At 43.0% G+C, this 25215-nt stretch carries 24 protein-coding genes and 1 tRNA gene; 10 read left to right on the plus strand and 15 right to left on the minus strand.

Translation table 11 applies throughout. The features are described from left to right. Positions 1–5 precede the first annotated feature (5 nt). Positions 6–2354, minus strand: coding sequence for a dual specificity protein phosphatase family protein (locus tag CH367_RS01365; RefSeq protein ID WP_100760722.1), 2349 nt, complete (start codon positions 2352–2354; stop codon positions 6–8). A gap of 277 nt (positions 2355–2631) precedes the next feature. Here CH367_RS01365 and CH367_RS01370 point away from each other — a divergent pair, with 277 nt between their 5' ends. Further along, positions 2632–3567 (plus strand): alpha/beta hydrolase, encoded by a 936-nt coding sequence (locus CH367_RS01370; protein ID WP_100760723.1) that lies wholly within the window; start codon positions 2632–2634, stop codon positions 3565–3567. Here CH367_RS01370 and CH367_RS01375 read toward each other — a convergent pair. Together CH367_RS01375 and CH367_RS01380 are read right to left on the minus strand one after the other, a co-directional pair. Further along, positions 3564–5186 (minus strand): N-acyl amino acid synthase FeeM domain-containing protein, encoded by a 1623-nt coding sequence (locus CH367_RS01375; RefSeq protein ID WP_100760724.1) that lies wholly within the window; start codon positions 5184–5186, stop codon positions 3564–3566. The genes CH367_RS01370 and CH367_RS01375 overlap by 4 nt on opposite strands. Further along, positions 5176–8052 carry a SpoIIE family protein phosphatase gene (locus CH367_RS01380; RefSeq protein ID WP_100760725.1) on the minus strand — a complete coding sequence of 959 codons (2877 nt, stop codon included), beginning with the start codon at positions 8050–8052 and terminating at the stop codon, positions 5176–5178. Before CH367_RS01380 ends, CH367_RS01375 begins: the two co-directional genes overlap by 11 nt. Positions 8053–8315: 263 nt before the next feature. Here CH367_RS01380 and CH367_RS01385 point away from each other — a divergent pair, with 263 nt between their 5' ends. After that, a complete protein-coding gene (locus CH367_RS01385; protein WP_100760726.1) occupies positions 8316–9302 on the plus strand; it encodes a phenylacetate--CoA ligase family protein in 987 nt (328 codons plus the stop codon). Positions 9303–9408: 106 nt separating this feature from the next. On the opposite strand, the gene ccrA is transcribed toward CH367_RS01385, so the two are convergent. The 3 genes from ccrA to CH367_RS01400 all read right to left on the minus strand — a co-directional run bounded on the left by ccrA (position 9409) and on the right by CH367_RS01400 (position 12733). After that, positions 9409–10656 carry a crotonyl-CoA carboxylase/reductase gene (gene ccrA, locus CH367_RS01390; protein WP_100760727.1) on the minus strand — a complete coding sequence of 416 codons (1248 nt, stop codon included), beginning with the start codon at positions 10654–10656 and terminating at the stop codon, positions 9409–9411. A gap of 110 nt (positions 10657–10766) precedes the next feature. Further along, complete coding sequence (locus CH367_RS01395) at positions 10767–11291, minus strand: hypothetical protein (RefSeq protein ID WP_100760728.1); 525 nt, start codon at positions 11289–11291, stop codon at positions 10767–10769. 23 nt (positions 11292–11314) lie between these two features. Beyond that, positions 11315–12733 (minus strand): zinc metalloprotease, encoded by a 1419-nt coding sequence (locus CH367_RS01400; protein WP_100760729.1) that lies wholly within the window; start codon positions 12731–12733, stop codon positions 11315–11317. Between the two features lie 245 nt (positions 12734–12978). Here CH367_RS01400 and CH367_RS01405 point away from each other — a divergent pair, with 245 nt between their 5' ends. Next, positions 12979–13749: a YqjF family protein gene (locus CH367_RS01405; RefSeq protein WP_100760730.1), complete on the plus strand. Its 771-nt coding sequence runs from the start codon at positions 12979–12981 to the stop codon at positions 13747–13749. Positions 13750–13962: 213 nt separating this feature from the next. After that, positions 13963–14721: an LIC10244 family PerRA/PerRB upregulated protein gene (locus tag CH367_RS01415; RefSeq protein ID WP_100760732.1), complete on the plus strand. Its 759-nt coding sequence runs from the start codon at positions 13963–13965 to the stop codon at positions 14719–14721. Positions 14722–14858: 137 nt separating this feature from the next. Here the strand turns inward: CH367_RS01415 and CH367_RS01420 are convergent, their stop codons facing one another. Genes CH367_RS01420 through CH367_RS01430 form a run of 3 tightly spaced genes read right to left on the minus strand, consistent with a single transcriptional unit; the run spans position 14859 to position 17118 of the window. After that, positions 14859–15575: a PPK2 family polyphosphate kinase gene (locus tag CH367_RS01420; RefSeq protein WP_100760733.1), complete on the minus strand. Its 717-nt coding sequence runs from the start codon at positions 15573–15575 to the stop codon at positions 14859–14861. A 29-nt stretch (positions 15576–15604) separates the two neighbouring features. Further along, positions 15605–16291, minus strand: a complete 687-nt coding sequence (locus CH367_RS01425; protein ID WP_100760734.1) for a TetR/AcrR family transcriptional regulator — start codon at positions 16289–16291, stop codon at positions 15605–15607. After that, entirely contained in the window at positions 16288–17118 is an 831-nt protein-coding gene (locus tag CH367_RS01430) for an ankyrin repeat domain-containing protein (protein WP_100760735.1), read from the minus strand. Before CH367_RS01430 ends, CH367_RS01425 begins: the two co-directional genes overlap by 4 nt. 187 nt (positions 17119–17305) lie before the next feature. Here CH367_RS01430 and CH367_RS01435 point away from each other — a divergent pair, with 187 nt between their 5' ends. Genes CH367_RS01435 through CH367_RS01445 form a run of 3 tightly spaced genes read left to right on the plus strand, consistent with a single transcriptional unit; the run spans position 17306 to position 18717 of the window. Then, positions 17306–17656, plus strand: coding sequence for a PadR family transcriptional regulator (locus CH367_RS01435; RefSeq protein WP_100760736.1), 351 nt, complete (start codon positions 17306–17308; stop codon positions 17654–17656). 1 nt (position 17657) lies between these two features. Continuing rightward, positions 17658–18164, plus strand: a complete 507-nt coding sequence (locus tag CH367_RS01440) for a hypothetical protein (RefSeq protein WP_100760737.1) — start codon at positions 17658–17660, stop codon at positions 18162–18164. Positions 18165–18171: 7 nt separating this feature from the next. Continuing rightward, positions 18172–18717, plus strand: coding sequence for a GyrI-like domain-containing protein (locus CH367_RS01445; RefSeq protein ID WP_100760738.1), 546 nt, complete (start codon positions 18172–18174; stop codon positions 18715–18717). 14 nt (positions 18718–18731) lie between these two features. Here the strand turns inward: CH367_RS01445 and CH367_RS01450 are convergent, their stop codons facing one another. Continuing rightward, positions 18732–19661 (minus strand): alpha/beta fold hydrolase, encoded by a 930-nt coding sequence (locus CH367_RS01450; RefSeq protein ID WP_125226081.1) that lies wholly within the window; start codon positions 19659–19661, stop codon positions 18732–18734. A gap of 175 nt (positions 19662–19836) precedes the next feature. Here CH367_RS01450 and CH367_RS01455 point away from each other — a divergent pair, with 175 nt between their 5' ends. Next, positions 19837–20373 (plus strand): redoxin domain-containing protein, encoded by a 537-nt coding sequence (locus CH367_RS01455; protein ID WP_100760740.1) that lies wholly within the window; start codon positions 19837–19839, stop codon positions 20371–20373. A 3-nt stretch (positions 20374–20376) separates the two neighbouring features. On the opposite strand, the gene CH367_RS01460 is transcribed toward CH367_RS01455, so the two are convergent. The 3 genes from CH367_RS01460 to CH367_RS01470 form a co-directional block, all read right to left on the minus strand. Further along, positions 20377–20844 (minus strand): MarR family winged helix-turn-helix transcriptional regulator, encoded by a 468-nt coding sequence (locus tag CH367_RS01460; RefSeq protein WP_100760741.1) that lies wholly within the window; start codon positions 20842–20844, stop codon positions 20377–20379. 86 nt (positions 20845–20930) lie between these two features. Further along, entirely contained in the window at positions 20931–21125 is a 195-nt protein-coding gene (locus CH367_RS01465; RefSeq protein ID WP_100760742.1) for a KTSC domain-containing protein, read from the minus strand. A 1-nt stretch (position 21126) separates the two neighbouring features. Continuing rightward, a complete protein-coding gene (locus tag CH367_RS01470; RefSeq protein WP_100760743.1) occupies positions 21127–21999 on the minus strand; it encodes a hypothetical protein in 873 nt (290 codons plus the stop codon). 76 nt (positions 22000–22075) lie between these two features. Here CH367_RS01470 and CH367_RS01475 point away from each other — a divergent pair, with 76 nt between their 5' ends. Further along, on the plus strand, positions 22076–22636 hold the full coding sequence (locus CH367_RS01475; protein ID WP_010573585.1) for a polyhydroxyalkanoate synthesis regulator DNA-binding domain-containing protein: 561 nt from the start codon (positions 22076–22078) through the stop codon (positions 22634–22636). Positions 22637–22686: 50 nt separating this feature from the next. After that, entirely contained in the window at positions 22687–23565 is an 879-nt protein-coding gene (locus CH367_RS01480; RefSeq protein ID WP_100760744.1) for a HEAT repeat domain-containing protein, read from the plus strand. Positions 23566–23752: 187 nt separating this feature from the next. Here the strand turns inward: CH367_RS01480 and CH367_RS01485 are convergent, their stop codons facing one another. Both CH367_RS01485 and CH367_RS01490 read right to left on the minus strand, forming a co-directional pair. Then, positions 23753–24955 carry an MFS transporter gene (locus CH367_RS01485; RefSeq protein ID WP_100760745.1) on the minus strand — a complete coding sequence of 401 codons (1203 nt, stop codon included), beginning with the start codon at positions 24953–24955 and terminating at the stop codon, positions 23753–23755. A 54-nt stretch (positions 24956–25009) separates the two neighbouring features. After that, positions 25010–25086: transfer RNA gene (locus tag CH367_RS01490), tRNA-Val, on the minus strand. Between the last annotated feature and the right edge of the window lie 129 nt (positions 25087–25215).

The following is a 25215-nucleotide window of genomic DNA, read 5'->3' on the forward strand; positions in this document are numbered from 1 at the left end:
ATATTCTAATGTTTTACTTTGATTTCGAAGTCCGCCAGGAATTCTTCCTGAATTCTGGATTCGATCGCTCTTCCGCTTCTGGATTCCCGCACTAAGGAGATCGCTTCCTTCGCGTCGAGTTTTTCCTTCCAGATCGTATACGCCGCGGCCAAGGTTCCCGATCTTCCCAAACCTCCCACGCAGTGTATGAGAACTTTTCCGTTTTTTGAGATCGCTTTGTCCATCCATTCCAACGCGGGAATCGCCTGGTCGAACAAGGGCGCGGTCTGATCCAAAACCGGACAATGATAGACTTTCAATCCGTGTTTTTCGTATTGCGTTTTGAGATCCTTCACTCCGTATTCTAAAAATTCGTTTTCGGTCAACAGACAAAGTATATGAGTGATTCCTTCTTTTTGAATCGTGTCTATGTCCTCTTCCAAATTTCTATCACGATCCTTTCTTCCCGGAAGAATGGTGAGTCCGATCTTCGAAAAATTTTGATCGTGCGGATCCGTTTTGAGAAAATCGATTCGAAGAGTTTTGGATCTTTGAATGTATTCTCGGATTCCTTCTATACAAAGACTTCCGTGATACAAGGCCCATTTCTTTTGCCATTCGTTCGATTCGTCGAAAGAAAGTGTGTGCATCGCGTATCGAAGTGCGGCCGCGTGTAGTTGATACGGATCGCGATCCATTCTTATCAAGGAAGGATAAAAAGAACGGAGATGTGAGATCACTGAATAAGCCTTTGCGATCTTAGGATGTTTCCAAATTCTTTTGGAAGTTTCGGGAAGCGGAACTCCTAAGTCCGCGACTTTCATCAGTTCGTCGCTGAGTAGAATCGCTTCTTTCCATTCTTCGACGTTTTGAATTTTCGTGAATATGAATAGAATGTCGTTCTCGAGTTTGATCAGATCTCGGAGAATATGTCCTTTGTGAGTGTGAAAAAAATCGATCAACCACACGTTGTTCTGAGCGTCCAGTATGATGTTGGCCCCGTTTAAATCCCCGTGTACATAAGAAGTATAATGAGCGACGGCCGCGTATTCTTTAAGAGAAACCAGATCCTCTTCGTAGAATTTACAAACGTTTCGAACGGAAACTCCGGAATCGATTTCGATCGTATCGCCCGTGGCCGGTTTCCCGAGAATGGTTTCGGTTCTTTTGCGAACACCCGGCGCATACTTGGATTGAAAATCATAATATTCTAATAAGTTTAACTTCTCTTGGGAGGCCGCTTCGTATAGTTTTCCGAGTTGTTTTAAGAACACCACGTCTAGGACGGAGTTCAATTCCTGCACATTCTCCGAATTTTCAAACGTTTTTTGGAACGTTCTTACGTTCCCTTCGAGCATTGCCGCGTAACGGTATTTGATCGCACCCCTTGTTTCCAGTTCGGCGAAGTCCACGATCGAAGGAGCGTTGTTTCCGAGAACCTCTTCGATTCTTTCAAAGGAAATTCTTTCCTTGGCGATCAAATCCCTAGGCCCGATCTTAATCACGGAAGGAACCTGATTGTGACCGATGTGATCCACCGACTTGGATTTTAATACAACATTGCCGGAAAACCCTCCGTCCAAACAACGGAACTCCACGTCTTTACAATCGCGGAAAAGATATAGAAGAAGTTTTTCGTCCGTATCTCCGATCCTGTACGAATCGTCGTAACGAAAATGATCCGTTGAAATTCTAGAGTGTGTGATTCTTTTTTCCAAGTTAGGAACGGTCCCGCTTAAAAAGGAAGTGAACGCTCCGATGGACGGAAAAATTTTTACGCCTAAAATTTCGCGCATCTGATCCAAGGCAATGAAGTGCATTCCGATCGAAGAGGACGCGGTAAGAGCGGGGCAGATCGCCAACTCCCATTCGGGATAACGAGTTCTGAGATCGTATGCAAGAAATTGAATCTTTGCTTCGGTCCAAACTCCGGTGATTCCCACCTTGATCGAATGTCCTTTTAACGGTTTGAGAATTTCCTCCAAGGACGTGTCCACAAAATCGTTCAAACCGGACGCGTTTACGATTTCGTGTCTGTCCTTTTGATTTCCGATCCAGGATTCGAAAACGAACTCGGCGCCTTTGGTATTTTTAATACAATGAGAACCGAATTGGGAAAGATGTTCTTTTTGAGAAGAATCCGTTAGGTCGTGCCAGTCGCGTATATGAACGATCCAAAGATCTTTTTTATCCACGGAATAAGCCCATTCTATCAAAGAATGAACCGGACCGTATTCGACCATCTCGCCTAATAGACGTTTTGCTTCCTGATAACCGACGTGTAAAGCGTTTGGAAGCGGATCGTATTTTTCGATGAGAGCCGTAAAATCGTTTTGAAGACATTGAGTGAAAAGAATCGCTTTGGGAAGGTGCATGAGTTTTTAAAACAATCGATGGATTGGGAAAGAAACGGTATCTAAAAAAACGAAAAAAATCAATCCGTTTTATAGGACGTTCATTCCTCTTTTCGAAAAGAAATCGTATCAAAATAGAATAATATTCAAATTAACGGTTCGTTCTTAAATTATGTTTTTTTAGTCCGATTGTTAGATAAAAAACTTTTTTTTGTCATTTTGTTCACTTCGTACGCAATAATAGATTGACTGAAGGTTCGATTTCCTTAAATTACATTTTTCGAATGGTAGCCTATCTATGAAACGATTTGTCATAATTTTAAGTTTAGTTTCCGTTTCTTATGCACTCGCAGTGTTTTATTTTTCGGATCAGATCATTCATTTTAAGAAAAAAACTTTAGAAGAAGATAAAAGGGAGCAGAACATCGCGTCTCTCGCCAAATTCGGTTTAGACGATAATCCTACCGAGGTAACGATTCCTTTAAACCAAGTCACGATCAAGGCTTGGTTGTTCGAACCGAAACATAAGAAACGTTGCGGTTCGGTGATTACTCACGGTTATACGGTCACTCGATACGCGGTTCTCAAATACGCGCAGTTTTTTTATCGTTTGGGATGTTCTTCCCTGGTTTATGACGTTCGTTATCACGGTTTGAGTACGGGAGAATCGTCCACTTACGGTTATTACGAGAAGGACGATCTTTTGGATATCATACAGTGGTTTAAAAACAGAACCGGTTTGAAATCCTCCGAAATTGCGATCGCCGGTCAATCCATGGGCGCCGCGATTTCTCTACTCGCTCTTGCGAAGTCGGGGGAACGATTCTCCTTTCTTCTTGCGGATTCTTCTTACAGCAAGGCCACTGCGGTGTTTCAAGAACGGGCCATCGTTCAATATTCTTCTTTGATCTTGACGATGTTGCCTTCCGCGATATGGCTTGCGTCTGTGCGATCGGGTGCGGACTTAAAGGATTCTTCCCCCGAGTCTTTTGCGGAGGATATCAAAACTCCGACCTTGTTGATGCACTCCGCCGCGGACATTGCGACTTTGCCTTCTCATTCGGAAAGAATTTTCTCCAAGTTATCCGTTCAGGAAAAGGAAATTCACCTAACAACGTGGAATGCGAAACACAGCGAGAATTGGAACAGAAATCCGAAAGAATACGAACGGATCATACGTTCCTTCATCATCCGTTATAGAATCGCACCCTTTTACAACCTCATCGAACGTTAGGAGTTTCTTTCTCCGTCCGAGTTGTTGTTTTTTCCGTTCTCGGATTGATTTTGATAGTTATCGATAAATCGTTTTATGATTTCGTAATCCAATACTTTTTGAACGATTCCCGATTGGATGATTCCCTGCTGAGTCTGTTTGATCATCTGATGAGAATTGTCCAAAAACTTCGCGTATTCGATATAGGTTTTGTAGATCGGAGAAAGAATCTTATAACCCATTGTCTTCGGCAACGCGCCTTGACCGTCCAAATATCTGGACATGTCGCGATAGAGTTCGTTCCAACGCATCGGATCCAGTTTTAGACCGCCGTATGTTCCCACCCTTCTGTGAACCATGATTACGTCCAGAACCAGTTCTCTCGTTTTATGAAGAGTGTATTTGATTCCGGTTTTTTCAAAACCTAAAGGTTCGTACACTTTCCAAAGATAAGGATCGGAAGCCGCAACGATATAGGATTTGTTGGTCGTGATCAAAACGTGGAAGATTCTTTCGAAGATTCCCATCAGAATATCGCTTTTGCGATAATCGTGATGCATACACAAACCCACAACTTCGATCATGTCCTTAGGATTCGGAAGTTTTTTGAATTCTTCCGGTTTGATATGTCTTTGCAGTTCGAAAGGGATGTCTTCTCCGTTTGCAAAGAATACGTTCGCACTTCCGATCAGACGATTGTGATGCCAAGCGGTGATAATCCTACTGTTCGGATCGTACCAATGGGAAACGTCCGAAAGATCCGCTTCCTTACTCAGTTTTTTAACCGCGGAATACGCAAGTTTTCTTAACTTCAATACTTCGACGTATTCCTGCTGAGACTTGACGAAACGATACGTCATGATGTTTTTTATATTAGCGGTATTGAATCCGATTTTTCTCAGAGCGAACGGACCGATGTCTATCAATCGGAGAAAATAACGGACGATCGCCTTTTCTGTGTTTTCCGAAAGAAAATCTATGTTCGCCAAGAAGCTGATCCCGCCGGCGATCGGACGAACGGCCTCGACCTTTGCGTGAATCGGTTCGTTACCCGTGAATAGATTCAGACTGAAGACGATTTCCATGGAAGGGAAGATCGCAAGAGACAGATCGTAGTTTTCGATCAGGAATTGTTTTTTGGAGATTCGTTTCACTTTGATAAGCGAAGTCTGATCGTATAAAAAAGGATGATCCATTAAACCGAAAAGAGGAATCTGATCCGAGATTTCCATGAGGCTTTCGGCTTTATCGCCGAACATATCCTCCGAACCCAAAAGACGATGAAGTCCCAATCGAACCGGTTGGTTCTCCTTTTGCGATTTGTTGGCGATACGACAGATGAAGTTGTACGGGTTTGTGTCTTTCGGTGAAAGTCTGAAGTCTACCTTGATCGAAATGTTTTCCTTGAGTTCGTCGTTCGATAAATCCAAATTCTTATCCAGACTTTCGATTCCGAGTCCCAGGGAGGAATAATCCAAAACCTTGAATTCTTTCGTTTCCTTCCAGTTCGGATGAGAAGCGAACAGAATGATGTCCCCGCCCATACGAACGTCGATACGGCCGTGTTCCCTTCTTTCGGTCGAAGGGGCGTATTGTTTTACTTTTTTAATATTCGAAATTAAGGTGTCTTCACTGTTCACTGTGGTTTCCGTTATTCTCATAATATTTGGCCTCGTTGATCAACATCGTAGCGCGGCTTACGTCGCCGGCGGTCTGATATATTTCTGAAAGATGTATTAAGTTTTGTTTATGTTCCGGATTTCTAAGTCTGAGTCTTTCTCCGAAGTCGGTCGCGTTCTTTATGTTGCCAGAATTCTTATAACATTTGGAAAGAATAAAAAGACAATCGGAATCGTCCGGGCTTGTGTTGCTGTAGTGAAGCGCGATTTCCGCCGCTTTTTGATATTGTTTTTTTTGAATATAGGCGTTTGTAAGAAGTTTGAGAATTTTTCTGCTTCTTTGATAGATCGGATCTTTCGCGAGAATCTCTTCGAGAAGAGGAATCGTATCGTCGTAGTTTTTCTGTTTGAATTCCTGATGCGCTTTTTTGTAAGCCTTGTTGATCTCTTCGGATTCAACGAGTTCTACCGCGTTGTTCAGTCTGTATTCCACTCGGATCAGGGAGATGTCGTCCGTAACTTCTCCGGCGCCTTTGATCTGTTTGACGATCTCTTGCAGATTTGCGTTCGCTCTTTCCACACATCGTAAGAAGAGTTCCTCGTTTTCGTTCATGTTCGAACCGGATTCGTCTTGGATGAGAATGTCGTCCCTTCCGTCCGAACCGATCAACAATACGTCGTCCGGTTGAAACTGAAACGTGTTGATGTGAAGACTAGTTTCCATGTTGATCGGCATTCCGAGTTTTCTATAAAAGAAACGATGAGGAAGAAAGTTCGCTACCCCGTCCCTGTAGTAAGCGGGAAGGGGATGTTCCGCGTTCATATAATACAGAAGACCGGATTCTTCGTCGAGAAGACAGACAAAAACGGAAACGAGCATCGTGCCGTCGAAGCTCGTGAATATATTATGAAGTTCTATAAAAGTATTCTTTAACCAACGCTCCGGAAAAAGATTCATCACGTCGAAGGAATTTCTGGAACGTTCCAAGATCGCTTCGAATACGGAGCCGAGAACTAACGCACCTCCGGCTCCCTGCATGGACTTACCCATCGCGTCTCCGTTGAGAATGACGGAATAACTTTTTCCCTTGAGAGTGATCTTACTCGAAACACAAAGATCTCCCCCGATCTCGGAAGCCCAACGTTTGAATTGAAATTTCTTTTTTTGTTCGGTTAAGAATTCTACGAATACGTTTTCCGATGAGGATTTGTTCTGACCGAGAGGTTGAATCAAAAGAGAAGTGAGATAATAGTCCGCGTCCTGTTTCGTTTTGAGTTCTTGAACCTTCTCCAAACTTTGTTGAAGTTCGGTAGTTCTTTCTACGACTTTCTCTTCCAGAGTTTCCGCGTAGTCTTGCAGTTTTTCCTGAGCCGATCGAATCGAAGCAACCATGTGATTGAAGGATCTGGACAGGAATCCGATCTCGTCCTCGGCTTGCACCGGAACGGAAACCTCGTATTGACCTTCGTTGACTTCCTTAACTCCGCTTAAAAGAGACATCAAAGGACGGATCAATCCTCCGTGGAATAGATAAGGGAATAATAATAGAATCAACAATGCGGTGAACACGATCAAGGTCGCCATCTTTAGAACGATCGAATGAACCATCTCCATATAAGAAGAATACGGATAAGCGACCTCGTAGATGGAATCCCCGCTTTTAAACAGATAACGAACGAGAAGAATCGTTTCTCCGTTCGCCAGTTTTAAGGATCGATACATACGATTGGAAACGGATACGGAGGAATTCTCCTCGATTCCGTAATAGTCTTTCCATTCGTTTTTCGAGGATAAAACCTTGTTTTGAATCTTCTTTAGATACTTTCCCATTTCCGAAGCTTCGCTTTGGAACAGAAGTTTGGATTGGATCGCGTTGAGTTTTCTATGTTCTACTCGAAAGCCGGTAGCAAACAAGCCGTCGCTTTTCGGCCTGGAAGAAACGTATAAAACGTTATCCGGAATTACAGATTTATCTAATTTACTAATATTCTTGATGATCGTTTCGATTTCTATGTTTCGAGCTTCGTCGAAATAGGTTTCGTTGATTCGAAACGTGATTCTCGAAACCACGCTGAGAATCGTCAAAGTGGTAACCAACGTGACCCCCACGATCTTAACCATAAACGAGGAGGGTTGGGGGGAATTGTTTAGATAGATGACCGTATAGATGAAAAGTTGCAGGCTCGTAGCGGATGTGAGAATGAGCTGAAAGTCCGCGAAGGAAATCTTATTGGCCGCGTACAGAACATAGACCGCGGAAAAACAAGTGTGTAAAACGACCGCCCAACCGAAAGAACGAAGCATTCTCGCGTTCGGACTTAACAGATGAAAGAATTTCGTATCCGCGTTGTTTTCGATTTTTCTGAATTCTCTTTCTTCGCTGATCGTCTTACGAATGATAACGGTAAGAATCCAAAGAAACGTAAGAAAGTGAATCAAACCCATCGGCGCGGTGGATTGTGGAGTTTGAAATTCGAAAAGTTGCGTGTCGAAGTTGTAGAAAACTTCAGAATTAAGATTTTGTAATATATAATACAGATATCCGTAGATACCCAACGCCGCTAAAATAAAAAAGAAAACGTAGGATTCCTTTTTGTTTCTATTCTTTGGAAAGGAATAGATGAACGAAAGAAGAACCAAATTCGAAAAACAAGTATAAAGAGCGATGAGGAAACTCGCGGGTTTCGCGACTTCTTGAGTAAAGAGAGATGTTCTGAAAACGAAACCTACGTTGAGGATCAATGCAAAGAGAAAATAACCGACTAACAACCAGGTTTGTTTTGATTTTCCCTTCAAGCTCAAGAGGTAAACCAAGAGGAACGCGGAGAAAATCGTTCCGGAGATGTAACCGATCGAGTAATAATTGAGCTGGAGAAAATTCGTCATTGTAAATCCCTTTTCGAATCAAAAGCGTGAAAAATTCTGAAGGGATATTAAATGGAGTTGAAATAATAGAGTCAAACGGTAAATTAATTTCCCCGTGAAATTTGATTATTATAGAACGGGCGAAATGAAAAGAAGGCAATGCGTATAGCGATCATTAGTTTATCAGTCCGTTATATGGGAAATTAGGAATATCGTATAAGCTAATATCCTAATTTTAATGCGCCGCAAAAATTAAACAATGTCATTTGATAAAGAAGGTGAAAATGAGCGAGTATGTAGGAAAGGATTATCTAAAAAAAGAATATTTGGAAATTCTTAAGAAGGGAAAACTTACGGAACAAGAGATCAACTTGTTTCTCGAGAAAAAACCGATCGGAGAAGACGTAATCATTCAGGCTTCCAGCGGAAGCACATCGGAACCTTTGTTGATTCCAAGGTCCAAATCGGACGTAGCGGACATAGCGAAGAGAGTGATTCGGCCTTATGTCGAATTCTATCAGACTTATCCCGAAAGAATCGCTTTGTTCGGCGGGATTTCTCATACGGAAGCCGCCGTTAAACTGCAGATGGGAGCGATTTCTATGAGATCGTTTCAACTCGACGAAGTGGATCAGTTAGACGGTTTCGATCCTCACGTCATCTCCTGTTATCCGAGCGTGATTCGAGAGTTGATCGACGACTCTTCCGTTTCACTTTCCAATCTGAAAGGAATCAAACTCGGCGGGGAAAGAATTTATTTCTCCGATATTAAGAAAATCTTTCAGAGATTTCCGGGAATCTTTCTGATCGAACAATACGGTTCGACCGAAATGCCCGCCGTTGCGTTAAGAACATTTAAGAACGCGGAGGACGAATCCGTTTATGTTCTGCAAAAGGAAAGATTCTCCTATCAGATTCCAATGGAAGTGGACGGATGGCATCCTTTGATCGTTCAGGATAATTTTCCGGATCTTCTCTTTCCGATCGGAAAGTTTTACGATATGGGAGACGACGTGTTTTGTAAAAACGGAAAAATCACGGACGTAAGAAGAAGAGGGGATCGTTCTTTTGATTATAGGGAAGAAGTGGAACAACTCCTGAACTTGGGTTTGACAAACGTTCAGATCGACACACAACAAGCGCAGGTTTTTTATTCGGGAGATTCTTCCTCGGACATCGGCTCGTATGCGATCAAGGGCAAAACCTATTCTCTTTTAAAACAAAAACTGAATCGGATTCATCCTTCCAATAAATTACCCGTTTTGGTTTGAGGACGGTTCGACGCGCGATTTAGAATCGTTCGATTCCAATAAAAAACCCCGAAGGCTTTCGCTTCCGGGGTTTTTTTATCCGAAGATCGGAGAAGTCGGTAAGAAATTATTTTCTTCCTAATCCCAGTTTATCGGCTCCGACAAGAATCGACATGTTTCCGGCCGGGTGTTTGTTTTCTTTCATCAGCTGGTGAGAATGTGCGGTCTCGTTCCAAGCGAAAGTTTTAGAAAGACAAGGATCGACCTTTTTCTCGATGACCAAGTCGTTCAAACCTTTTGAGTTTTCGTCGTTCGCAAAGTGAGAACCTTGCAGACGTTTTTGTCTCATCCAAAGGTAACGAAGATCCACGGTTGCGTTGTAGCCCGTAGTTCCCGCGCAGATAACAACCATACCACCGGTTTCACAAACGAATGTGGAAGTAGGAATGGTGGTTTCGCCCGGATGTTCAAAAACGATCTTAGGATTGTTTCCTTTTCCTGCGATGTCCCAGATTGCCTTTCCGAATTCGCGAGCGGCTTTGGTCCATTCTACGAATTTTTCGGTTTTGTTGATCTCGGAAGTAAGAGCTCCCCAGTGGTTGAACTTCTTACGGTTGATCACACCTGCGGCGCCGAGTTTCATACAGAAGTCGATTTTATCGTCTTCGGAAACTACGGCGATTGGAATTCCACCCGCGGCTTTTACGATCTGAATCGCCATCGCACCGAGTCCGCCTGCGCCTCCCCAGATCAGAACCACGTCGTCTTTTTGTACGTCGTTCGGTTTCCAGTGATGAAGCATTCTATATGCGGTAGCTCCTACGAGCATATACGCCGCGGCTTCTTCCCAAGTGAGATGTTTCGGTTTTGGAAGACACTGATGATCTTGAACCTTGCAGAATTGTGCGAAGGATCCCCAGTTGGTTTCATACGCCCAGATCAACTGAGAAGGCGCGAACATAGGATCTTTTCCCGCTTTCACCCAAGGATCGTTTTTATCCCAGATTCCGCAGTGAAGAACGACTTCGTCGCCGACTTTTACGTTCTTAACTTCGGAGCCGATTTTATAAACGATACCGGATGCATCGGACCCGCCGATGTGAAACTTCTCAGGTTCGCCTTTTTTGTTTCTTGCGCCGATGACGTCTACGGGAAAGCCGAGTGCGGCCCAAACGTTGTTATAATTTACACCGGCTGCCATTACCGCGACGAGTACTTCGTCCGGAGCTATTTCTGGAACATCGATGAGTTCTTCCTGAATTGCTGTGATCGGATCGCCGAAACGCTCGGGACGAACGACCTGTGCATACATTTTTTTAGGAACCTGCCCCAGGGGTGGGAGGGTTCCGATTGGAACGGATTCAATTTGGCTCATGAGCACAGATTTCTGAACTTTGGTATTTGATCTACACCAATTTTGGTAGGAGTTCCCGCGTTTTTTCGTTTTACAAACGAATGTAGGAACTCCTTCGAATTCGGAAGCGGTTACTTTTTCAACTGAGAACGATCCAATTCTCGGTTCGGAGAATTCTTAGAATCCAAAGGCCGGTTCAACGTGTATTCTTTGAGAGTTCTTTGGACAAAACCGCCCAAATTCGAATCCGATTTGAATTTCCCCAAAAAGGATTCCACCTTTGAAGATTTATCTTTTTGAGAAATCGCATAACTGCGGATCGCGAATTTACGAACGGAATCGTGTTCGTTGTTCGCCGAAATCTTAGATTCCAAAAACTGAGCGGTTTTATCCGAAGAATAAAACTGGAGCAGGTTGAGGGCGCGGGTCCGAACGTAAACTCGGGTTCCCGGTTCCTGAATCACCGCCATCAAATAGGGAGAAGGATCGACTGCGATCACTTCCAGATCCGCCTTCAATTCGTTCGGATCTTCCATGTGTCGGGTTACCGACAAAGTCTTACGAATCTCTGAAAGTTTTTGAGGATCCAGATTCTCCGCAAACGACGGAAAACAAAGAATAAAAAAAGCCAAAAAGATAATAGTTAAGTTTTTCATAATTTAGAATTTCCTAATTTAGTTCAATAAACGAGAGGATTCATCCTAAGAACCCAGCCCTGTTCCCCCGTAAGTTGGGTTTGTTGCGTAACCCCGTCGCCCGCCCAAAACATCAGGTTCAAAGCTCCCGAATCGAAAAAACCGGTCCCGCTACATTCGGAAATATCCACGACCCCGTTCCCGTTTGTGTTGCGAGCGGAAGTGCAGATCGGAGTTTCGATCAAAGGGTCCATCGTATAATTCGGATAACCGCTTCCGCTCTGACCCGTACGCTCCACGATATGAAATAACCCGAGAAAATGCGCGGCTTCGTGGGCCATCGTATCCGCCAAAAAGTTTTGATCGGCTACGCTGAGAATCGAGCCCAAAGCGCCGGAGGAACGATGCGGTTCTATGAACACGATCATTCCCGATTGAGGAGTTCCTTTTAAACCGACCGTTCCGGGAATACCGCCGGAAACGCCCAATACGCCGCCGACCTCGGTTTCGTCCCTTGCGATATAAAGATTTAAAGAAGTATCCGATTGTACCGCAGAAGTTGTTGCGAATAGTTTTCCCAAACTTCCGGAAGTCGTATAAGCGTCCGTGGATAGAGCGGATAACGTTAAGAATTCCGAAGAATCCAATTCCGTTACTGTGAATTGAAGATCGATCTTAACCGAGTTCTGAGAATAAATCGACTTCCAACGATCCAACGCGGTTTGTAAACCGGATTCGGTAGGATTCGGATAAGCGCGATCCAAACCGTTCTTGATAAAGATCAGATTTATATTCAATTTTTTGCGATTGGTCCAGATCTTAGAAAGGCCGTTCGTGCTCGTACTTCCGCCGCTTGCTGAAAAGAATTGTTCGTCGGAATCCATCTTTCTACAATTCGTCACGATCGATGCGCTCGCGTTTGTAGTCGCCGGATTGACCGGAAAGTTAAAATCGACCGCGTTGATTTGTCCCGATGAGGAAGTGTTCGAGATGAATTTATTCGCGTAATAATATCCGTTGTATCCGTAAGGACTCATCGAAGTTACGGTGAAGACGTTCCATATTTCTCTTCCGAGGTAATTCGATCCTGTTGAATCGTAGAATGTCGGAAACACCGGTCTATAATCCGAGCTCGGATTGTTAAACGAATGATCCTGTTTCGCATAAAAGAAAGAAGAAGGTTTGGAAGTCGACAACGTGTAAACTTTGGCGCTGGAATAATAGTAAGGTTTACTGCTAAACGTCCACGAGGTTCCGCTGGATATGGTAAAGGAATTCTTTTCCATACAAGGTGCGGATATGGTCGGATTCGAAGGTTTGTTGTTTGTGTTGTTCGCCGCGGAGTTTCCCATCGCGAGCACGAGAAGGGAAGACATATCGCTACCTCCGCCTCCACCGGGACAATTCGTAAGAAGAACGGACAAAGAGAGAATCAAAATAGACTTTTTAAAATTCTTTTTCATATAGGGGAGCCTTTGTAATTGCTATCAACAAGGTCGGTGGGCGCAGACAGGGTTTTTATTTTTTAAGTAGATTATTTACATTTATAAAAAGACATCTTTTTCGAAAAAGATTTTTTAGATGTCCGGCTTCTGATTCTCGAAGATAGAACTGTAGTCGTAAATTTGTATGAGTTCCCACAAAACCTTCCCTTAAGTATCAAATCGAAATTGCCTCGAACGATTCCAAAAGAGAAACTAACACTTCCATGAATCCAAATTCTCTTTCCAACATTCTGAGCCAAACCGCACATCGACCCTGGTCTTTACCGACAACAAAACCGTTTATGATTCAGTACTGGGAAGAATTGGCATTTCTTCACTGGGAGATTCCGCAAAAATTCTTAGAAGAAATTCTTCCCAAAGGATTGGAAGCGGATACATATCAAGGCAAGGCTTATATCGGATTGGTGCCGTTTCGAATGAAAGGGGTTCGACCGATTTATCTTCCACCTCTTCCATGGATTTCAAACTTTCCCGAATTGAACGTTCGGACTTATGTAAAGAATGTAGGAAAGGATTCCAAACCTGGAGTTTATTTTTTTAGCCTGGACGCGGACAATCGTTTTGTCGTCGAGATCGCAAGAAGTTTCTTTCATCTACCGTATTTGAACGCGGATATAAAACTCAAAGGAACTCAAACTCAAAAAGAATTTCTTTGTCGTCGAAAAGATTCGCGCGCGATCCTCGGAGAATTCAACGCGACGTATCAACCCGTATCGGAAGTCTATCATTCTTCCCCGGGAACCTTGGAGCATTGGCTCACCGAAAGATATTGTCTTTATAGTAAGGATTCACAAGGGAGAATCTATCGAGGTGAAGTACATCATCGATCTTGGCCGCTTCAAAAAGCGGAATGTATCGTTCATCGCAATACGATTTTAGAAAGTCATAAGATTCCGCTTTTAAGTTCCTCACCTTTGGTTCATTATTCGAATTCAATCAAGGTCGCGCTCTTCCCTTTGGTTCAAGTGCCGTAACACGAAAGGATTAAAAGTCGAGAACGAACCGAGAAACGACGAAAGATTTCCCATTTTTGCTCAAGAAAACGTGCGAAAAGGGTTTGAAAAAAAAGCAAATTCACGTCTATTGAAGCATCTTTATAAAAAGAGAACTCGTTGATTCCAAACGATCCGTTTTTATGCGATCGATAGATTGGAAAAATCAATACTAAGATTCGGAGAAACCAAAGCATGCTGGCAAATATACGACAAGACCAACTTTTTTGCAAAGACACGGATCGGGAACAAAGTCTTCAAACATTAGGAATGATGTTGGAACTGAGCGAAAAGTGTTATGTCTTTGGAAAATATTTTTTGATCGATGCTTTTGATTCCGAAGAACATCCGTTTCTGTTGAGAAAGGGATTTGATTTGATGGGAATCGGAATGGATTCCGAAAACATCCGCAATATTTTAAAAGGTTATATCATTTCCGGAAACTACGAAGGAAAGGAACTTTTGGATAGAATCATCATTCTCGAAGGAATGGAAGTGATTCAAAACGAACTTCATATCTCCATCTTTTTGGAAAGGGTCGCGTCTTATTTCGGAGAATCCTATCAGAAGAGCTTCTGGAACTTCGTGACTCAAAAAAGAAAAGAGATCGATACGATTCTTCTCAACGATTTTTACGCCGAGTTCTGCAACTCCAAACCGCAGATAGATTCGGATATTCTTTTGAGCAGAGCCTTTCATTCTTTATCATACGCCGAACTGAAGGACTTGTTGAGACAGGTAAGCCTTCCGGATCTCGCCGAAGCTTTGAAAAGCGTTCGTGAAAAACTCGTAATCCAAGTATTAGATTTTCTTGATAGAGAATCTTCTCGTTGGCTGATGAAGGAATTGATGAGGTCCGACGATTCTTACGATAAATCCGAAAAGGTCAAAGAGGCTCAGTTGAAAATTCTCGGGGTATTCGCTTCTAAAAAAGGAATGAACCGGGATTACTGAAATAGAATAGGTCTCTTTTAGTTAGAGTTGGAAGGTCGGGCGAAAGCTCGACCTTTTTTATTGCGACATCGGCGCGGACAACCGGTTTCGATAAATCACATCGACGATCGTCGCCCACGATCCACATCAACTTCTTATTAAACAAGATTCTCCAGTTCCTTGCAAAGAATTTTGGCGACTTGATAATTGCGGAACCATTTCTTATCGGCGGGAATCAGATTCCATTCCTTTTCCCGATCCTTGTCCTTAAAGATCATTTCGTATGCGGCCTGATAATCGTCCCAACGATCCTGGGTCGTTTGATCCGAAGGATCGTATTTCCATTTTTTATCCGGATCGGAAAGTCGTTCCTTGATTCTTTCCTGTTGTTCTTCCTTCGAGATATGTAAGAAAAACTTAATGATCCTTGTGTCGTTTTCCCTTTCGAGATGTTTTTCGAAATCTCGGATCGATTCCATTCTTTCCTCGATTCTTTTGTCGGAAAGGGTTCCCATGATTTTAGGCATCAAAACGTCTTCGTAATGAGAGCGATTGTGAATGTAGATCATTCCTTTGGGTGGAACGTATTTGTGGATTCTCCATAAAAAATCGAACTGAATCTCTTCCGAGTTCGGTTTTATCCAAGACTTAACACAACAACCTTGAGGATTGATTCCTCCGAAAACGTGTTTGATCGTTCCATCCTTGCCCGCGGTGTCCACTCCTTGCAAAAGAATCAAAATCGAATTCTTTTTCTGCGCGTATAATTTTTCCTGAAGGGTGGAGAGATCCCGAACATATTCTTCCGTTTTTTCAAGGATCTCCTCTTTGATTTTATCCTTCGGCGGAAGAGTGTCTATATCTTTGAGGCGCATAAGATGAACTCCTAAGAGAATATTAAAGATTACTTTTTGAATAAATCGATCATGGATAGAAGCGATTTACGGATCGATCGAAAAAGAGGAAGCGAGGATAGTTTCAAAAGTTGGAATATAAGATCCAGACCCTTTTCGATCAAAAGTTCGGTTTTCTTTTTGCCTTGCGATTCGTCGAAAAGCCAAACGTAAATGACTCCGACCTGATAAAGCCAAAATAAATAGGGGAGTTCTTCTTTTAAATCCGCCGGTACGGAATCTTTGGAACTCGCAATTGCGTAACTAAAAAGTGCGATGGCATCCTCTCGGATTTGTTTCGTTTCCTTGCTGAACGGGGAAAGAGGATGATTCGGATCGCCTCCGCTCCTTGCAAGAACGTGTAGGAATTTTTCGTAACCCCGGAATTGTCCGAGTTTGAATCGAACTATGTTTTTGATTCTTTCCTTTAGATCGGACTCGGATTTACAAAATTCAATATTTTGAATGTTTGCGACTTCCTGAGTGGTTTTATAAAATTCTAATACGATGTCCTCTTTCGTCTTAAAATGATAATACGAAGCGCCGAGTGCGAGGCCGGCCTTTTGAGCGATGGCTCTCATCGTCGTTTCGTCATAACCGTTTTTTTGAAAAAGGGAAATCGCGGTTTCAAAAAGAAGAGACCGGGTCGGTTGCGACTTTCCGGTCTCTTTCTGTGATTTTGCTTTTTTTCGAATCATGCGTGAACTTCAGCTTCTCCGAAGGTATGTGAGATTCTTTTTCTGAATTTTGCGAACAGGAACAGGTTGAAAAAATGCATCGCACCCAAAATAAGAAGAACGATTCCCACTTTTGTGGTCAGCACTTCGATACATTCCGCCAAATCTATAGGTTTCTGACTGGAGGTCAAGGAAAGGCTTATGTAACCGATGTTGATCAGATAGAAACCGACGATCAAAAGATGATTGATCGAGTCCGCGAGTTTTTCCTCTCCGTTGAACATTTTCACGAGAAAGATTCTTCCGTTGTTAAACAAGGTTCTTGCGACCCAGATGGTCATCAAAATACTGATGATCAGATAACCGAAGTAAAGTCCGATTGTATACGGGCCTGAAACCGGTTTGGAATATTTCATTCCCTTCGCGGTGAGATAAGCGACCACACTGTGATTCCCGTAATAAGAAGCGATGTCGAGCGCGTTCTCGCCGTTTCGAGTCAGATAGTTCAGGTAAGAATCCCGATTGAGAACCAAGTCGATGATTCTGCTGTCCGGATTTTTCGCCGCGTAGTGAATCGGATATTCTCCGGAATTATCGGGAACGTCGATCCGATTGTTACGATCCAGGACGAACTTGAGCACGTTTACGTTTCCGCTTTCGATCGCGTAAAATACGACGGATCGACCTCTGCTGTCCGTATTGTCAAATGAATCGGGCGCAATGGAATGCGCTTTTTCAAGATTCTCCAGATTTCCTTTGCGGGCTTCTTCGAACAAATCCGATTGCGCGTCTGCGTAACCGGAAGCGGTGATTCCCAAGAACACCGCCCAAAAAAAGATGCGTTTCATAATTTTTCTCCAAATTTGAACATGTTCAAAAAATACAACACGACGAATTCTTTTGCAAGAACAAAATTTGAACATGTTCAAATTTATTTTCGAATTTGTAGCCTTCCGTTTCCGGAGTTTGGGAAGAATCCGGTTCGGTTTTGTAAAAAAGGCTTGAGTCCGATTTGAATATATCCATAATGGATATATGGCTCTCAAGGAAGAATCGCTCGAAACAAAAGGAATTACACCCGCGATGTTTCATATTCTTCTTTCTTTGGCGGAAGGGGCGCAACACGGATACGGAATCGGAAAGTCCGTCGAAGAATCTTCGGAAGGAAGTTTCAAACTCGGACCGGGAACCTTGTATCGAACTTTGGAATCGATCCGCGGTTTCGGATGGATTCGTTATTCCAAGAAAAGAGCGAACGAAAACGACGATCCGAGAAGATTGTATTACGAGATTACGTCCGAAGGAAAAGAGATTCTCGTGTACGAACTTAAAAAACTCGAAGTTACCTTAAAAAGAGCGAAGAAGTTGGACTTGTTAGGTAACTAAAATGCTTTTCCGATGTTTTCAAATCCTGATCGAAACGGCTTATCCTTCCTCTTTTCCGAAAAGAATGAAGGACGCATTGCAAATCCATCTGGAAGACTCGTATCTGGACGGCAATTTTAGAATATTCCATTTATTTGATATACTCGGAGTGGGGTTTAAGGAAAGAATTTCAAGCGAATTCAGATTGTTTCGTCTTTCCTGGCAAAACGAACGCGGGTCCGTTCTCGGTTTGATTCTTTTAATTCCATGGAATCTTTTTTCGGTTTTGATTTTGGCGAGTTTGTTTCTGGGCGGACCGGGTTGGTTGAAAACATTTCGGAATTTTCCCTATGAAAGAAACGGTTCCGCGGAATTCTTTCTTCCCGCTCTTTTATTTTTGGCGGGAATTTTATTGGTTCGGGATTTGATTTTTCTAAAAAGGGAACGTTCCGTTTTTAAAAGATATTCCTATCTGTTCTATATAAATATGAGTTTGATCGTTCCTTTCTTTTTGATTCTAATTCTTTGAGGTGTATATGAAAATTTTCGCACTGAGCGTTTTAGTATTAACGCTTTTGATCGTTGCCTTTTTGTTTTATATGGGCGCTTTCGATCGTGTTCAAGTTCAGGAAGAAGTGAAGGGACCTTATTACGTTCTTTCCCACGAAAGAATCGGAGATTACAGAAACGTGGGAGTCACTTTCGAAACTCTTCAAAAAGAACTTCCCGAAAAAGGAATTCGGGACTTTAAACTTTTCGCGATTTATCTGGACAATCCGAATCACGTTCCTAAAGAAAAACTACGATGCGAAGTAGGCGCGGTACTCGCGGAACCTATATCAAAGATTCCTGATGGACTTTCGATCGAGTTGAAATCGAGAACCATTCCCGCGAGAAAATATCTTTTTGCGGAATTTCCGCTGAAGAATTTCGTTTCCATCTTTCTCGGAATCTATAAGGTTTATCCGAAACTTTTCAGAGCCTGCGAAGAAAAAGGTTGCGACTTAAACGGAAGAGCTTCGATGGAAATTTACGAACCTCTTACCGCAAATAAAACGACTTATCTTCTTCCCTTGGATTGAACGTATAACGGCTCTTATTTTTTTAAGAATTCCAAAATTTTAGGAGCCACTCTTTCCGGAGATTCATAGTGAGGAACATGTCCTTCCTCATCCAGTGGCAGAAACTCCGTACCGGGAAGAGTCTTCAACACGATCTCGTGTAGATAAAAAGGAACGACCCGATCCTGTTTTCCCCAGATCAAAAGTTTCGGGATCGGATTCTTACCGAGTCTTCCGTATTCTTCCTGAAAGGATTCGAGACGCATATTGCGAAGACTGGAAAGAATGGCTCGTTTGAAACCGATGAACTGCATCTGTTCTCTGTATTCTTTTTCCAAATTGGGAAAACGTTCCGGTTTAAAAAAATTCTTTTTAGCACCTTTGCGAAGAATTCCGTCCCCGAAAGATTTGCTCAGATATTCGCCGATCCAAGGCAGACGAGTGATTCTACCGATCGAAGGGATTTCCATTGGAAAACCCGCGGGTGCGATCAATACGAGTTTTTTAACACGTTCCGGATGTTTGAGAATGAAGTCTGTTACGATGACCCCGCCCATGGACGTTCCGATAAGATATATCTGTTTTTGAATATTCAAAGAATTTAATAAATTACTCAACTGTCGATCGAACAGATCCGGATTATACGTGGTGTCCGGGCGATCGGAAAGCCCTCTTCCAAACAGATCGAAACGAAGAACCCTATAACCTTCCTCTTGAAGTCTCTTTGAAAGAGGTTCGTATATAAAAATGGGGTTGGAAAATCCCTGCACCAATACGACCGGTTGTCCGTTTTCCGGACCTTCCCACTCGTAATGAACAAATCCGTCCGGAGTTTCTAAAAACGAACCCGTACTTTTGGATCGTATCTCCGAGTCGATGCGTTTGGATTCTCCGTCTCCCAAAAATGGAAGTGCGACGATGATAACGGCCAAAAGGGAAAGAATGGAAATCAGGATTCGTTTCATGGTCCAAGAATAGTTTTGCTTCAAATTAAATGCAAGAAGTTTCCCCGGTTTTTCAAACGTTCGCGATCGTAGAATTTTTTGTAAAAATCCGATTTTTTCTAAAATGATACCTAAATAATTGTTGCTTAGGCAACAAAATGCGTCTAAAATCAAAGAAGAATAAAAGGAGATTTTTATGAAATTAAAAGCGGGAGATACTGCGAAAGAATTCACGGTAAAGGATCATTTGGGGAAAACGATCGGTTTTGCCGATCTAAAAGGAAAACACACCTTGTTGGCTTTTTTTAGAAACGCGGAATGTGCTTTGTGCAATCTAAGGGTGCATCAACTCTTAAACGCTTATCCGGCGTTGCAGAAACAAGGCCTTCAGGTTCTTGCGGTTTTCGAATCCACAAAAGAAAGTATAGAGAAGAGTGTCGGCAATCGCGAACTTCCCTTTTCCTTGATCCCGGATCCGAACAACGATCTCTATCGTTTGTATGACGTTGGGTTTTCTTGGTTCGGAGTTTTTAAGACGATTCTAACTTCTAAAAAGGAAATTCAAGAAGCGGAGAATCTAGGATTCGAAATGAAAAAAGTTCCGGGTATGAAAATGGATCGTATGCCCGCGGAGTTTTTGATCGGTCCCGATCTAAAAGTGGAAATCGCGAAATTTTCTACGAAGGTTACGGATCACATTCCTTTGGAAGATTTAAAGGCGCATCTGAATTGAAGATTAGATTCTTCCGTCTAACACGTTTGCTTCGATCGTTTCGGAGATTCTTTTCAGGGTTTGCAGATCGTTCGGGCTGAGTCCCTTGTAGATCAGCTTTCGTTCCTTCAACATCATGGGAATCGTTCTTTCCAAAAGAGCCTTTCCCTTTTTTGTCATCACGATCTTGAACTTTCTTCTGTCCTCGGAATCGTCAACCCGTTGAACCAGTTCTTTTTTTTCCAATCCGTCCAAAAGACGAGTAACGTTCGGTCTGTCCTTAAACGTTTTGTCCACGAGATCCGTTTGGGACGCTGTGCCGTTCGCGTTGAGTTGGTTGAGTAGAATCCATTGTTCCACGGTGACGTCCTCGTTGTTGTCGGACATGAGCTTAGTAAAATGCAGACGCAAAAGACGATCCGTTCTATGAAAATAATAAGCGAACGCGGTGTCGATGAGTTGTGAGGTTTTTGTTTCTTTGGAAGAGTTCATGGATCATTCTCCGTAGATCCATTGTTGCTTCTATAATCGTTGCTTCAACAATAATATGGTGGTTTTGATTTTGTCGTTCGGTTTCGTTAAACGCCGTCGATCAGTTTACGCACAAATTCCATTTTGGAACCGGATTGCATCAAAGCGACGTAGATTTCTTTCCGGATTTTCGTGAAACTTTGTTCGTTTCCTTCGCGGAATCGAATCAACAGATCTCCGTTGTCCTCGTCGTAACCCACGGATTCGATTTCGGGAGATGATATGTAATGGGTTTCCATCATATCAAAGAAACTCGCCGATCCAGCTTAGAATTTTTTGAAGTTTGATCTTTTCCAGATTGGAGTCGGAAACCTGAGTCGATCTTGTTTTTTCGATCCGAATGCCGGTCGGTCTCGTATCGGTTCTGAATTCGAAGATCATCCGTTTGAAATTTTCGGAACCGTAATTCTCCCTTTCAAGTTCGGGGATCGAATGATTCAAAATTTCGAATATTTCTTTTTCTGAATATAGTTCCTGACAAAAGTCTCGGATTCCCGCGGACAAATCCTGAAAGAGATTCTCCCTTTTTACGTCTCGGATCCCGACGACCGGTGGAAAGATCGCCCTTTGCGGAAGATTCTTCAGTTGATCGACCGCGTCCTTGACGTTCATTCTTTCCCAATCCACAAAGAGCAATCCGGGTTCGTATTCGCGGAACTTTTCTTTGAGCGAGGACAATTCTCTGCAAGGATAGGTTTCCCATCCGATCACTTTCAAGTGAGCGCGGATTCTTTGAAACAAAAGAGAATCGGGTCCGATCACAAGAGCGTTCAATCCTTTTTTTTGCGGAAGATTCTCCAGCGGAACGTCCACGACGTTCGAGGTTTGTAAGTCTAAAAAATAATTCAGACCTTGTTCGAATAAATTCTTCAGAAGGGAAGGTTCGATTCTTCCCAAGAGCAAGGGTTGTTTGGACCAATCCAACGCGGTTTGTAAGGAATCCGTTTCGATCGTTTTGCGAATGACGATTTGTCCGGGGTTTACATCGGGAAATCTTCCCGCTCCGGCCCATTCTTGAACGGAAATTTCTTTCCAATCCAAGAGAGAGAACAACAGCTTTTCTTCCTTTTTTGTAAGTCCGTTTAGAAAGAGACAATCGAAGAGTAGGCTTGCCATGGGTATTTTGCTTGACCGAAGGCTTTTCCGGCGAATTCTAGAATTGTGCGATGCGTAAAAGACGCAACCAATTAAAATGAAACTTCTGAAACGATACGCGAACCGAAGACTCTACGACCCCGAGACGAGTAAAACGATTACTCTCGAAGACGTCGCGGAGATGATCATCAACGGAGAAGAAATCCGCGTGATCGATAATATGTCCGGTTCCGATATCACTCCGAAAATTCTCGGACAAACGTTTTTGAAAGTTTCTCTCGGTCAAAGAAACGAAGAATTTTCCAACTTCATGCTTTCCGCTTTGATCCGCGAAACCGGTAAGGACATCAGCTCCTTGTTCGGTCGTCTTGTCCTCGGCGGAATCGGCGCGAGTTATCTGACACGGGATCGTTTGGAAAAAATTCTCCAGTCGATGATTTCGCTCGGCGAACTTAAACTCGAGATGGCCACCGAATACCGGGACGATCTTTTGACTCACATGGCCAGCAGGGCCTCCGAAAACAAACTTCGTATCCAAGAAGACCTCAAAAAAATCGGAAAAGAGCTGGAAGAATCCACCGAAACCGATCTACCATTGGAAGACCTATCCGAAAAAATCCGCAAAATTGCAGAAAGTGTAAAAGAAAAGGAAGCCTGAAACTTTAAGCCGACGATTCCGAAAACCGATATTACAAGAGAGGGAATTCCATGTTTAAGAATATTTCGATCTCTATCATTTTGTTTTCTATCAGTGTTTTGCCTTTATTTGCCGGTGGCGATAAGGCGGTAGAATACGCCGATAGAGCCTATTTCGAACAGATCCGCAAACTTGAATCCGGTTCTTACGAAGAGAAAGTGGACGCGGCCGATTATCTCAAATTCGTCAGCAACAAACTCGCGGTTCGCCCTCTTTTAAACGCGCTTCGCGGAAATCCAAAAGTTCCGAAGTCGCTTGAAAATCATCCTTATTTAAAATTCACGATCGCTCAGGCTCTTTCCATGATGGATCAGGAAATCGCGATCAAACCTACGATCGAAGAATACAAAAAGATCGAACCGACCATTTTGGAAAAGGACGAACCGTATTTTACGTCTAAGGACGATTATACGATGGTCATCGCCGCCGGTGAAATTTTAAGAACGATCGGAAGTTATCCGTACGCTAAGGAATCCGAAGACGTTCTCGTAAACGCTCTCAGTCATCCGAACTTTTATATCCGCGCGTCCGCGGCCGACGGTTTGAAATTTATGAACCGCAAGGAAACCGTAAACTTTCTCGTTTCCACTTTGGAAAAGGAAAAGAACGATTTCACAAAAGCGGCTCTTCTCAACTCGATCGTGAATATTATGAAAGTTGCGGATAAAAGTTTTTACGCTCTTTGTGATATGATTAAAAGCGAGAATCCTTCCGTACGTTATAGAGTTTCTATGGCTCTCGGCGAAGTGGATTTGAAAGCCGCGGAATTTTATCTTCGTCAGGCGCTTTTGGTCGAGGATAAACAAAACGTTCGCGATCAGATTCGTAAGGATTTGGCGACCGTTCTCGGGTTTAAACTTCCCACGATTTCGGTTCTTTCCGTCGAATAAGAGACATTATCGAATTCTAATATTCTCTCCTAAATCAAAAAGATAAACCAAACCGGTACTGAAAGCTCCCGAATAGGGAGCTTTTTTGTTTTTAGGGCATGGTGTCGTTGCGAGATTCGTCGAAGTTCTTTCGAGATCCGCGGGTTTGTTGCTTGGATCGTGATCGATTGATTTGATCGTTTTTAGATCAACGAGAATTTTCGCTTTCCACTTCTTTGGAAAAGAAAAGAAAGAATCCCGCGAACAAAGATGCGACTCCGGAAACTCCGAGAGCAACGGAAGAATTCCAGTTTGTCCAAAGATAACCGGTGATCGAACTCGCAAGAATCATACAGACGCTTTGAAACGCGTTGAAGGTTCCGAGCGCCGTCGCAGTTTCCGTTTTGGGAACAAGGTTCGTGATCCAGGCTTTGGAAACTCCTTCGGTGGACGCCGCGTAAATTCCGTAAACTCCGAACGATCCCCAAAGAATCCAAGAAGCGCTTCCGTAACCCATGCTCCAATACGCGATCGTGTAGGCTATTAAGCCGAACAGAAATAATTTTTTTAGTCCGATCTTATCTCCGATCACTCCGAGCGGATAAGCGGCGAGTGCGTATATGAGATTGTAAAAGATATAAGCACCGATCGAAAGTGAATCGCTCAATCCCGCTTCCTTCAATCTTAGGAGCAGGAATATGTCCGAGCCGTTGAAAAGTGTAAAGAATAGAATTCCTTTACAAAGATTCTTATAGGATTCCGGAGCCAGTTTCCAATATTTGAAAAACAGAAAAATGGAATATTCTTCCCTGCTTGAATCCACTTTGGGAGGTTTTGATTTTTCGCGAATCAAAAACGTAAACGCGATCGCCAAGAACCCGGGAATAAACGCCAATAAAAACAATTCCTTATAAGAACCGGGATAGAAGTAAAGAAATACAAGCGCGGATACGGGCCCTAACACCGCTCCGAACGTGTCCATGGATCTGTGAAATCCGAAAACTTTGCCCTTGTTTTCCGCATCCGTTTCATCGGAAAGCATTGCGTCTCGTGCCGCGGTTCGAATTCCTTTTCCCAATCGATCGACGGTTCGCACAAAGAAAACCCAAACCGGCGAAAGAAAGAACGTCATCATCGGTTTGGAAGCCGCGCTCAAAAGATAACCCCATCGTACGAACGGCAATCGTTTGCCGCTTAGGTCGGACATTCTTCCGAAGGAACCCTTGCTGAATCCTGCGGTCGCTTCCGCCACACCTTCTAAAATTCCGATCAGTAAAATGGAAAATCCGATTTCTTTTAAGTAGATGGGAAGAATCGGATACAACATCTCGGAAGCTATATCCGTTAAAAGACTGACAAAGGATAATACGAGAATCGTTCTCGTGATGATTTTCTTTTTGAGAAACGACATGCGACAAGATTGGATTTTGTCGGTTTGAAGTAAAGTGGATCTCGGAAAGGGAAGTGGTGGGAGATACTGGGATCGAACCAGTGACCTCTACCATGTCAAGGTAGCGCTCTAACCAGCTGAGCTAATCCCCCGTTCCTGGTCGCTTTCCAGAATTTGCATCCTATCTAATCCGTAAAGAAGATTCCTGATTTAAGGAATTCGTTTTCGAACTCCGATTTAAAGAAATCAAAGGATCAAATCCGGGAATTCCCGAAAGAAGA

The sequence above is a fragment of the Leptospira barantonii genome, assembly GCF_002811925.1.
Classification (GTDB): Bacteria; Spirochaetota; Leptospiria; order Leptospirales; family Leptospiraceae; genus Leptospira; species Leptospira barantonii.